Source organism: Turicibacter faecis, from assembly GCF_037076425.1.
Lineage (GTDB): Bacteria > Bacillota_I > Bacilli_A > MOL361 > Turicibacteraceae > Turicibacter > Turicibacter faecis.
In genome coordinates this window covers 2355235-2366866 of record NZ_AP028127.1, presented here as the reverse complement: position 1 = coordinate 2366866, position 11632 = coordinate 2355235, and the positions used below count along the sequence as shown (strand labels likewise).

At 35.9% G+C, this 11632-nt stretch carries 12 protein-coding genes; 8 read left to right on the top strand and 4 right to left on the bottom strand.

Annotation, left to right across the window (positions count from 1 at the left end):
• Positions 1-172: 172 nt before the first annotated feature.
• Entirely contained in the window at positions 173-349 is a 177-nt protein-coding gene (locus AACH31_RS11505) for a hypothetical protein (RefSeq protein WP_161831474.1), read from the bottom strand.
• A gap of 667 nt (positions 350-1016) precedes the next feature.
• Between AACH31_RS11505 and AACH31_RS11500 the strand changes: the two genes are divergently transcribed.
• Positions 1017-1682 carry a DUF305 domain-containing protein gene (locus AACH31_RS11500; protein WP_161831476.1) on the top strand — a complete coding sequence of 222 codons (666 nt, stop codon included), beginning with the start codon at positions 1017-1019 and terminating at the stop codon, positions 1680-1682.
• 2 nt (positions 1683-1684) lie between these two features.
• On the opposite strand, the gene AACH31_RS11495 is transcribed toward AACH31_RS11500, so the two are convergent.
• Positions 1685-2593: a ComEC/Rec2 family competence protein gene (locus AACH31_RS11495; RefSeq protein ID WP_237658893.1), complete on the bottom strand. Its 909-nt coding sequence runs from the start codon at positions 2591-2593 to the stop codon at positions 1685-1687.
• Between the two features lie 389 nt (positions 2594-2982).
• Between AACH31_RS11495 and AACH31_RS11490 the strand changes: the two genes are divergently transcribed.
• Entirely contained in the window at positions 2983-3603 is a 621-nt protein-coding gene (locus tag AACH31_RS11490) for a hypothetical protein (protein WP_338506524.1), read from the top strand.
• 319 nt (positions 3604-3922) lie between these two features.
• Here AACH31_RS11490 and AACH31_RS11485 read toward each other — a convergent pair whose 3' ends face one another.
• A complete protein-coding gene (locus AACH31_RS11485) occupies positions 3923-4399 on the bottom strand; it encodes a flavodoxin family protein (protein WP_338506527.1) in 477 nt (158 codons plus the stop codon).
• A gap of 190 nt (positions 4400-4589) precedes the next feature.
• Between AACH31_RS11485 and AACH31_RS11480 the strand changes: the two genes are divergently transcribed.
• The 4 genes from AACH31_RS11480 to AACH31_RS11465 all read left to right on the top strand — a co-directional run bounded on the left by AACH31_RS11480 (position 4590) and on the right by AACH31_RS11465 (position 8188).
• Positions 4590-5132 (top strand): sigma-70 family RNA polymerase sigma factor, encoded by a 543-nt coding sequence (locus tag AACH31_RS11480; RefSeq protein WP_161831484.1) that lies wholly within the window; start codon positions 4590-4592, stop codon positions 5130-5132.
• 1 nt (position 5133) lies between these two features.
• On the top strand, positions 5134-6585 hold the full coding sequence (locus AACH31_RS11475) for a DUF4179 domain-containing protein (protein WP_338506530.1): 1452 nt from the start codon (positions 5134-5136) through the stop codon (positions 6583-6585).
• Positions 6586-6742: 157 nt separating this feature from the next.
• Positions 6743-7534: a hypothetical protein gene (locus AACH31_RS11470; protein WP_161831488.1), complete on the top strand. Its 792-nt coding sequence runs from the start codon at positions 6743-6745 to the stop codon at positions 7532-7534.
• Between the two features lie 174 nt (positions 7535-7708).
• Positions 7709-8188, top strand: coding sequence for an SH3 domain-containing protein (locus tag AACH31_RS11465; protein ID WP_161831490.1), 480 nt, complete (start codon positions 7709-7711; stop codon positions 8186-8188).
• Positions 8189-8229: 41 nt separating this feature from the next.
• Here the strand turns inward: AACH31_RS11465 and AACH31_RS11460 are convergent, their stop codons facing one another.
• Positions 8230-9555, bottom strand: a complete 1326-nt coding sequence (locus tag AACH31_RS11460) for an MATE family efflux transporter (RefSeq protein ID WP_237658894.1) — start codon at positions 9553-9555, stop codon at positions 8230-8232.
• A gap of 71 nt (positions 9556-9626) precedes the next feature.
• Here AACH31_RS11460 and AACH31_RS11455 point away from each other — a divergent pair, with 71 nt between their 5' ends.
• A complete protein-coding gene (locus tag AACH31_RS11455; RefSeq protein ID WP_161831492.1) occupies positions 9627-10430 on the top strand; it encodes a MerR family transcriptional regulator in 804 nt (267 codons plus the stop codon).
• 107 nt (positions 10431-10537) lie between these two features.
• Positions 10538-11605, top strand: coding sequence for a helix-turn-helix transcriptional regulator (locus AACH31_RS11450; RefSeq protein ID WP_161831494.1), 1068 nt, complete (start codon positions 10538-10540; stop codon positions 11603-11605).
• The last annotated feature ends 27 nt before the right edge of the window (positions 11606-11632 follow it).

The window sequence follows — 11632 nt, the reverse complement described above, 5'->3', positions numbered from 1 at the left end:
ATTAAATTTTTATATCGATCGCTTTTTTAGTATCCACAGTTGCTAATAAGGCGCAAATTTTTTTATCCCCAATTTAAAATTTTTTAAATTGAGGATAATTTAATGAAGAGAATAAAAACAACAAAATAAATTTGTGGACAAAAAAAGCACACCTTCGTAGGTGTGCTTTTAATTATTCAAATAAATCATTGAACTCTTCATCTTCTAAACTTTTTAATTGTTTTTCTTCTTCCTTTTTTTCTTTGTATTTAACCATTGTTTTTGTTAGAAGTGTAATTCCAACCCCTGCAGCTAAAGCGGATCCTGCCATTAAAACAGTAGATAGTTTTGGCTTATTTATTTTTTTCATTATCTTTCAACTCCTAATAGGTTTTGTTTTTCTAAGTCTTATTATAAAATATCTTCTTTTTTTTGAATAGTCTTTCCTTATTTCCTCTTTCTAAATTGGACGAGAAGATTAATTTAAACACTTTTTAATCGTGATTTCTCCAGATGTTCTTTTAACGTTATTCAAAAGAGACGATTTTCGGAGTTACTCTGCTTTTTTTTACTTCTTCTTTCCTCTATTTGTGCTCTCTTTTTAAATAGTTCCGCGCTAAATTGAATTTATTTATCTTCTTTTAACCTTTTTTTAACTCATTGGATGATCCATTTTCATGAAAATGGTATGACTATTTTAAAAAAACAATAATACTAATTTTATAATATTTTATTATTAAACTTAAAAAATACTTTTTTCCAATAGGTAATTTATAAAATTATTCTATCAATAGATTATATTTATAGAATAAAACTATCGATTAAAATTTAACTTGTCTATATGTTGTATTGAAGTTGTTGGGAAATTAAAAAGATTCGATTTTGCAGTAGTTTAAGTATAGCTAACTTTTAATGAGAAAAATGTTAAATTATACAAGTGGAGTTCGACAACTTTTCCTCTTTAAAACCGTTACATAAAGAATGATTAAAAACCGAATACTAAGGAAGAAATGAATCATGAAGAAGGTGGTGATAAGATGAAATGGTTTAAATATTCGTTATTGGTGTGTTTCTCATTTTTCTTTTTATCCATAACCGTGTTTGCTAATGATGGCGTAAGTTTAAAACAGCAAGATTATTTGAAAAAGGTCGATCTTATTTACTTACAGATGCAAAATAGCTTAAGCGCCAAGGAAAAAATGGGTGATTTAAACGCCGATTTTTTAAATCAGATGTTGAATCATCAACGTGGACTCATTGCATTATCAAAAAATCAGTTAGAACATGGAGAACGAAATAAAATAAAAAAATCCGTGAATGACATCACTCACGAATTGAAATCTAATATTAATAAAATTAATCAAACTCAAAAAAAGGTTCATCAACAGTTAGTTTATGATGAGAAGAAGGAAGCTACCTACCTATCTAGTTATGAGGAAGTTTATCAACAAATTTTAGTTGCGCTTAAATCGGAAGGTGCAGAACAGCCGACTACCTTAATAGGTAAGAGTGTAGATGAGGATTACTTGCATCGTGTGATGCAACAATGCGATGTTTGGATGATTTTAATTAATAATGTTTTAACGCAAACGGATAATGAAGAGGTTAAGTCTGTAGCCAATGAGTTATTAGAATCTTCTAAAAAGATAAAAAATGATGTTTCTCAGCTTATTGAAAAAATTGAACAGAAAAAAGGAGACTAAAGTTAGTCTCCTTTTTGTTTAAGGGAAAGTGTTGAAGTGAGTTGTTGATTAACCGTAATTTGTTGACCATCACTTCGTATAATAATTGGACCATCACTTGTGAGTAATGTTTGAACTTGATATTTTGTTAAAAGATCAAGGACCTTTTGATCCGGATATTCATCTTCTGAGCACGTAATGATGCCATAATCAGGAGTTGTCATTTGTAATAGTTCTTCTAGATTGTCACTGTATTTTCCGTGATGAGGCACCTTTAATAAGGTGTAAGCATGAGGATTAGAAGCAAGGAATTCACTTATTCGAATGGCCTCAGCGTCTCCAGCAAATAAAAAACTCTGATTTTTATATGAGAGAGAGGTAATTAAAGAATAGTCGTTTGATTGTTCGTATTCCTCTCTTAGCGGAGCGGAAACAATAATGGTTGCGCCATTTACTTCAAGTACTGTATCACTTGTTAGAAGGGTCGGCTTAATGTCGTGTTTTTCAAGGGCCTTTACGTATTCTTTATGTTGTTTTGTATCCCGCGAATAGTTCGGTTGAATGACGTTTTGCACCTCGATGCCTTCATCTAAGATAATATCTGCACCTCCGATGTGATCTTTATCGAGATGAGAGATAATAAGGTAATCAATCGTATCAATGTTTTCTTTTTTTAAAAAATCGGTAATTGTTTCTCCATTTTCATCTAGTCCTGTATCAATCATTACTGTTTTATCTTGTATTTGAATGATGATGCAATCGGATTTTCCTGTTGCAAGTATGTCAATGGTTAATGGAGCAGGACTTAAATTAGCTTTTGTATTTAATTGGGGCCCGTTTGTTGACGTCGTCCCCTCACAACCAGATAGGCAGATTAATAAAGTAGAAATCAGTGAGGTAAAAGCTAGTTTTAAGGAAGAGGTTTTTCTCATATATAAAAACTCCATTCTATCACAACATTTTTAGCACACAATTCTCTAGTTAAAGAATAGCATAAATAGGGTTAAATCTCGGTAGTATTAATATATAAAAAACGTGAAAATTCATTGAAAAGATAAACGTGTCCATTAAATTTTTAGGGGAAATAAGAATTAGTTGGTCCATCATTGACCGATTTAACATGAGGTTAGGGAGTCCTTTTTTTATTCAATGACTCAAAACCAAAGACTATGTTTTAAGCGATAACTTATCGTTTACTTATAGTTTAAATCAGTTGAAATCATTTTAATCGAAAGGATCAAGAAATTTTAAAAAATTTAGTCGCATTTTTGAGTGAGGTGCGTATAGTAGTAGAGACCATGTTTTTTTGGGAGGGAGAGGCATGAAAAAGTGGGGAGCGCTTTTGTTTTTAATGACACTATTGGTAGGTTGTCATTCGGTGGATGGGAATGAGGAAATCATAGAAACTCCTTTGACACCGGAGGAGAGTGTGGCCTATGATTCTAACCAATCACCGATTGAAACAGATGGAGTTTTTGTCGAAAAAGAGGATATCAAATTATCGATTGAATGTCCGGTAGAGGCAACGATTAATTCTGCCGTCGATGCTTTCCACCTGACGATGTCAGAGGATCAACTCGGAGCCATTATTCATGAGCCAACAGTAGAGCAATTAGCCCAACTTGATTCATTAGAAGTGTTGCTCTATGAAGAAGAAGGATGGAGTGATCGTCTTTTAATTATACCAAAAGAAGTTGGAACAACGGTTGCGATTTACTCGACTTGGTATGATGGAGAGCGTTTTATTGATGAGGAGCCAGTTTTTAATGAAATGGTAATTGAACAGTTTCAGGTGATAGATGTTCGAAGCCGAGTTCCAGAAGGGATTCCTAATCTAAAAGTCGTGATGGAATATAAAGAGAAAAAGGTGGAGTATTTGATGACTTATGATGGTCGGGGAGACCGAGCACAGGTTGAATATTTAGAGGTAAGTGGGGAATAGACTTCGGTGCTTGTATAAAAAAATTCCTCATAGGGTGAGGGAGCATGTGATGAGTTAATGGATAAAGACCGTTTGCAGGGACTAATTGAACGGATGGATTTCATTTATTATTCTCACTTATTTACTTATTTGAACGACATGCTTTAAATCCAGAACATGTATGGGGATAAAATGAGCGTTTAGGAAACCGGTCCAACTAATTTTTTAATAGGGAGTTTGCCTATTATAGACCTTTGTTCATAGCTTTAACGTTTAAAAAGGTGTATCAATGAAAAAAGAGGTTATTATTTTAAAACAATAACCTCTTTTTTCATTGGTTTTAAATCGCCGCTTTTACCGCAGATAAGAGTCCGTCGATATCTTTTTCGTTAGGGTGATGGACGGATTCGGCTAAATTATTTTTAATCGCCTCGTATTTTTCAGGGACGGCTTCTCGGAGCTGTTCTTGTTTTTTTTCTGAAACTTTTCCTTGGCAAGCATAGGCACCGATAATGGTATTAGAAGCGGGAACAAGTGCTTTTACATTATTTAAAATTTCTTCAAAATAAGCGTCGGTATTATCATAACCTACGGTTCCAAAGATGAATACTTTTTTGTTAGTAAGCTTTTCGATAAAGGCCTGGATATCAGCTGAACATGAATTTTTAGTTGCCCAAAATCCAACAAAGATGACGTCTGCATTTAATGCCTCATTCGAGGGCTTTCCAACATAACTCGCTCCTAGGTGATTGTTGATTGCCTCAGCCAATTTTGCGGTGTTACCTGTGACGCTACTGTAAACAATTGAATAATTCATAAGATAATCTCCTTAAGTTATGGAAAAATAGGGTGCTTGATTGATAGAATAACCCTTAATAGGATTTGATTTTAAAAAATTTATATTCATGAGGATAAATTTTCGATGAAGAACAATATTTTTGCAACCTTTTAGAGGGAGATAGACTCTAAGAGAGTGAGGACAAAGGTCGGAAGATAAGGAGGATGAAATGAAGATTTTTAGGTGGGAGCAACGGTACAGTCAATTATCAGAGGTTCAATTAGTTAAGCGCGCGATGAAAAAGGACGATTTGGCTTTTTTGGAGTTAATGAGACGTTACGAGAACTATTTCATTCAGATGGCTTATCGATATGTGAAAAATGAGCAAGATGTGATGGATTTAATTCAGGAGTTAGCCTATCGAGGGCTTTTGAATATCCATCAATTAAAGGAACCGAAGTATTTTAAAACATGGATGACAAGGATTTTAATTAATTTAGCGATGAATCTTTGGCACAAGGTGGAGTTAAATGAGTTGGGTGAGGACCTTGAGGCCCCCTCTAAGGGATGCCTAATTGAAGAACGGATGGATTTGAATCGAGCCATTCAAAAATTACGTCCAGATTATCAGTCAGTGATTAAGATGCATTATTTTGAAGACTTAAGTATTGAGGATATTTCTATTCGGCTTCAACTAAAGCCGAATACAGTAAAAAGTCATTTAAGAAGAGGGAAAAAAGCACTTGAGACGATGTTGAAGGAGGATGTCTAAGATGAATTCAAAAATGTATGAAGAAGCAGTGATTAAAGGAATAGAACGGGCTAACCAGGAGATGAAGAAAAATAAGGGAGGGATAAAGTCTAAGAAAGTGGTCCCAATAGTGGCGAGTCTTTGTTTAGTTGGAGGAGTTGGGCTTAACCAACCACCGATTATTAATGCTTTAAAAGAAATTGGCGAGTCTTTTAATGAATTTTCAGGGTATTTATTTGGGGGGACAACCGAAAAATTTCAAAAGGTAGCAACGGAGATTGGCGAGTCAATGACAGATAAAGATTTGGTGATTACGGTAGAAGAAGTTGTATTAGACGATAATCTTCTTCTTATGGCGTTAACGGTAGAAAGTGAGTTTTTGAAGGGGTATGAGGGATTAAATGAGAATGATTTTTTCAATTTAGATTATCGTTTACGTGTGAATCATAGGATTCCTGAGGCAATGAATGCCTTCCGGGTACGAAAAATTGATGAAAAAACGGGAGCAATTATTATTGAGGCGGATCTTTCAACTATTAATTTAAAGGATGAAGTGATGATTGAATTAGGAGTCAATCGAATTGCGCGTGGATATAACTTTATAGAAGGGAAATGGGACTTTAAATTTAAGGTTGCAAAATTGGAAGGAACGGAAGAGTTTCACCCTAATGTCAAGACAGCGTATGAGGATACATCTATCTCACTTAATCGATTGATGAAAAGTTCGCTTGCTACAACATTTGAATTGGAGGTTAAAGGGCAAACTGTTAACGAGGTTCGCTATCAGTTAGATCAATTAGTTGTAAGGGGATCAAACGGATATATTTACGAGCCTACATTTATTTCAGAAAATTTCGATGAGAAATCCAAAGAATATTCAGGGCGCTTAAGGGTAGATTCAGATATGGATGGACTGGAATGGCTAGAACTTTATCCAAGAGAGGAAATTGCTCGCCATGTTCAGGTCGATGGTTGGACGTATGAAATATATCAGACACCGAATAAGCCTATCTTTTCGGATGAATATGAGAAAGTTACACGTTTACCAAACGAACAAGAACTAGCAGCAGGATATGGATTGGATGACGTGACGTATTATATTAACGGTCAATTACCGACAGAATTTAAACCGTTAACGGAATACATCTCTGATGAAGTTTGGGTTAATTCAACAGAGAAGGTCACGATTGAAAATGTGGAATTACAAAATGATGAGGTTGTTGTCACTGTAAAAATACCATCGACTTATTCGGAACGTAATTTAGCGCGTCTTGTCTTATTTGATGAAACAATGAACGATTATGCAGCGCGCGAAGGACAATTAATTGTTGCCCCCAAAGACGAATCACAAGGAATTTATCAAATTAAATTAGACGCCATTGACACTAACAAAATGTATACAATAGCTCTGCCTCTGATGCCCGAAACAAATGAAGAGGTGGCACCATGGTGTTTAAGAGTACCCTTAAAATAAAAAGTGAAATCTGATAGGACTCCTGATTGTTAGGGGTCTTTTTTTTCTGGGGGATAATGTCAGTTAAAAAAGTTAAAGAAATTTGTTATAATTAATCGAAAGTTAAATCATGGGGCACGAGATGATTTTAAATGAACGATATGGGAGGAATGTGAAGATGGGAAGAAAGATGTATCAAGTTGTTAAATCAAGGGGGCTTCAAATTGGATTATCACTAGCAGGTGTAACAGCTGTCGCACTTTGTGCGTCGTTATTGACGGTAAAAATAGAGTCTGCGCAAGCCAAGGCAAAGGATCAGTCCGTAGAACCGGTGTTACTAGAGGCCAAAGAGTTTAAAGTTCTTCAACGCGCGACGTTAGACGTTAAGCCAGAGGAAGATGAGGCTAATGTTAATGAGGAAAATCAGTCCATGGAATCGGGGGTTGTTGAACCGTCAACGGAACAAGTAATCCCACAACCAACGGTTGAAGAGCAGACACCCCCACAGATAAATGAGGTAAAAGAACCTGAAGCGACAGTAGAAGAGACGCCTACTGTGAGCGACCCATCAGCTGCTCACTTATTAGGACTACAAATGAACGCAAATCACCTAGGTGCGATTATTCATCGACCTTCTTCGGCACAGTTATCAGCACTTCAACAGTTAAATGTAGCTGAATATCGCGAAAATCTTGTCGAAGAACATGTGATTATTGTTCCAAACGAGGTAGGTTCACGAGTTAAGATTTATCAACTGAAATTTGAAGAGGGTGATTTAGTAGAAGATGGCATCGTCTTTGAAAAATATATAGCAGATGAGCATGATGTGGTGTCTTTAAAATGTTATATTTCGGGTGGAATTCCTAATTTAAAAATCGTTGTTGAGGCACCAAATGGCCGTTTCGAACATATTTTAACGGCAGATGGCGTAGGTAATCGTCCGGCGACGGAGTATTTTTCGGCTTATTAATCAAGAAAAAAATCTCTTCTCCTTGCGTTAAGCGGTGAAGAGATTTTTTAATGGCTGATAATGTCAGCTGAAATTACATCATTATTCTACAAAAATATGATATGATTAGTTATAATAATATAATTCTCGATCGATTTAGTGATATTTTTACAAGTGTTAATGAGGAGGGTTATCATGCAACCAAAGAAAAAATCAAAATCGAATGAACAAGTCATTTCATGGACGCAACGAATTGGGGTCTCATTTATTGGGTTATTAACGGCACTAGGGGCTGGACTTATTATGTATACCGGGGTAATGGCGGCAACGTATGAGCAACCAGAGGCTGAGAATGAATTTATTGTTTATGATGAGGGCCAAGATAAAAATCAGGTAAACCAAGAATCATCGGATCAAAATTCGGCAGCAAATTCTGAAGGTGAAACGCCTGCTACGCCAACTGAAGATAAAGAAACAGATCATTCCGTTGCTTATTGTAATATTGACGGCGTTAACGTCCGTAGTGAAGCGGCAACAGGGACCGACATTATCGGAAATCTTGATGCGGGAGATGAAGTAACCGTCTTAAATCGATATTATAATGATGAATGGGTACAAATCTCTTTTGAAGGACAAACTGGGTATGTGTACGTGGAGTATTTAGATTTTGAATAATGATAAAAAAGGGTCATCTCCGGTTGGAGATGACCTTTCTTTTAAGCATAGTGATAATAGTTCCCATAGCGCTTCATTAATAAAAGTGAAAAAATAAGGGTCACAGCCTCTGAAAATGGAATGGTGAGCCATACACCGTAAACCCCTAGGAGGGTTGGAAGCAGGATGATTCCAACTAAGACAAGAATTAAGGTTCTTAAAATAGAAATAAAGGCTGAGATTTTCCCATTTGAAAAGGCAGTAAACATGGCAGAGGTAAAGATATTTAAACCAACGGGTAGAAAACTAATCGCAAATAAATTGAATCCGATCAAGGTTAAGTGATAAAGTTCATTCTTTCCGCCCGTAAATAGTTTAATCAGTGGCGAAGCAAGAATGAGGGCAAGGGCAAACGTTGCTACGGAGGCAACCATTAGAATTCGGTAACTATAACGAATCAGTTTTCTTAGATTTTCATGGTTATTTTCACCGTAGTTGAAACTAATGAGTGGGGCAGCACCAGATGAAAATCCAAGGTAAGCGGACATTAAGAAAAATTGAGCGTATAAAACAATGGTAATCGCAGCTACCCCTTTCTCGCCAAGATAATGAAGCATGGCTAAATTGAAAAGTAAGGTTGTGACAGAACTTGAAAGATTCGTGACCATTTCAGAAGAACCATTTCCCATACTTTTTAAGATAATCGACCACTCTAACTTCGGTTTAGTGAAGTGGAGGTAGTTTGTTTGATTCATAAAATAAATGAAACCTAAGATTGCAGGAACTAATAGACCAATGGCGGTAGCTAGGGCGGCCCCTGCAATTCCTATCTTAAAGACAACGATAAAAAGGTAGTCTAAAATAATGTTTGTCACACCACCGATTACCGTATAAAAGAGACCACGTTTCGGTTGATTAGCAGTAACCATGAAGTAATCAAAGAGTGATTTCAACATAGTAGTCGGCATAAAAATAGTTAAAATCGTTCCATAAGCATAAGCATGTTCGTAAATATTGTCAGTAGCTCCTAATAATCGTAAAAGTTTTGGGAGAAAGAGTAACTGAAGAAGCATTAAAAAGAGACCAATTGCAAGGGTAACAGCTACGATTAATGAAAAATGTTGCTTAGCTTGTTCAGGTTTCCCTTCCCCAAAGTTTTTCGCCACAATGGCACTTCCCCCCGTGGCGAACATGACAGCAATCCCGTTGAGGGCAACCCATAAGGGTAAAAAGATATTAATCGCGGATAGGGCATTTTGTCCGACAACTCGTGAGACAAAGACCCCGTCGATAATCGTATAAAGTGATAAAAAAATCATCATAATCATCGTTGGGAATGTAAAAACCAAAAATGATTTGAGTGTTAACTGCTTATTTGTTAAAGACATCTTAATAAATCCCACCTTTCGGTACTATCATATAGTATACGGTAACCGTATAGTCAAGAGGAGGACAGTAAATGAAACAATATATTACAACTGGTGAATTCGCTAAACTGTGGGGCATCAAAAAACAAACGCTTTTTCATTATGATGACATCGGCATCTTTCAACCGATAATCAAGCAGGAGAACGGGTACCGTTATTACAGTTATCAACAGTTTGAAGTTTTCGGAGTGATTACGGCATTAAAAGAGTTAGGAATGTCTCTGAAAGAGATTAAAGCTTATTTAGATAGTCGGAGTCCAGAAAATTTATCACAACTCTTTTTACAAAAGATAGAGGATATTGATCGAGAAATTGAATATTTGAAAAAAATAAAGCACTTTATGAAAGAAAAAATAGAAATAACAGAGCAGGCCATCACAATAAATAAGGATGCCATTGAGTGTTTACACCTAGAAGAAGAGTATTTAACGTTGAGTCCACCTTTAGATTATACGAGCCATCATGGTTTTTTTAATCACCTGGCTGAATTTATGCAGGAAAGGGGATTGAATTATTTATCAGCCATCGGTTGTATGATTGACGAAGAGCATTTGAATTCTTCAGAGTATGGTCATTATAGTTATTTATATTCAAAATCTGATAAGAGGAAGGAAAGAGCACCATTATTTTTAAAACCAAGAGGGACGTATTTAATGGCGTATCACCAGGGGGATTACGAACTATCCTATCAAACATATGATCGCATAAAGGCATTCGCAAAAGCTAATCACCTTGAATTTGAGGGCTATGCGTATGAAGAGTTTATACTCGATGAGGTATCAGTGAAAGGATACGAAAATTATTTATTAAAGATTCAAATCAAGATCAAAGATTAACTCATGGTTAAAAAAGTTATCAAATGTTTAACAGTTGGGTTATGGTGGGTCAGCTTGAGGAACGTTTATAATAGGAGTATAGATTGTTTGTAGGAAGGGATGAAAGGATGAACTTAAAAATTGGTGAGGTTATTTATCGTTTGAGAAAGGAACATCACTTGACGCAGGAACAGTTAGCACAGGCAATTGGTGTATCGGTTCCCGCTGTTTCTAAATGGGAAACGGGGACAACATATCCGGATATTACGTTATTGCCAAAGATTGCTCAGTTTTTTGAATGTAGCATCGATGAACTGATGGCGTACGAACAAAAATTGACGCCTCAGCAAATTAATCAGTGGGTCGTAGAATGTAAAGAACTAGCGAACAAACGTTTATTTGGTGAAATGATTGAAAAATGTACGGGCTATTTGAGACAGTATCCAAAAAGTAATGAGTTGAAATTGGCTATTGCCTCGTTTTACTTAATGGAAAAAGGGTTTGCGCCAAAGGATATTTTAGACGACTTGTCAAAACAGGTCATTTCATTACTTGAAGAGGTCGCAAGTGGAACAGATGCCTCTTTAATGAATCAAGCAAACTATTTATTAGCGGGAATCTATATTCAAAATCAAGAGGATGAAAAGGCAGAAAAGATTTTACTTCAAATGCCACGCTTGACCTTTCATCCGGATGATTTATTAATTGCTATTTATCTTCAGCGCAAAGAAAATAAGGAGGTTAAACAACGAATTCAACGAAGATTGTTTAACCATCTGTCATCTATTCGCATCACCTTAGGACATTATCGTCAATTTTGTGTGAAGCAAAATCAGTCTTTGATGACGGAGCGGTTGTTGCAGATAGAGGGGGCGTTAATCGAACTTTTTGAGTTGGAAGCATTATTTAGGGTTAGTTATACATTAGAAAAAATTATTTTTTTTAGTCGTCAACATCGTGAAGAAGAGGTCATGAGTCAATTAACAAAAATAATCGATCAACTTGAACACACAACTATGAAAATGCCGACGCCTTTATTCGGTGAACTAGAGTTGAATGAAAGTCTTCAGTCAGAAAGGTTTCCGGGACTGTTGCTCCAGTTAATCGTAACGGATCCTACATTTGAGGGGATTCGTTCGCGAAAAGAGTACCCGGAGTTGATTAAAAGACTGGAGGGTATCCTTCAAGCAGATTAATTAGGCAGTTGTTTCCTTGAAAAAAAT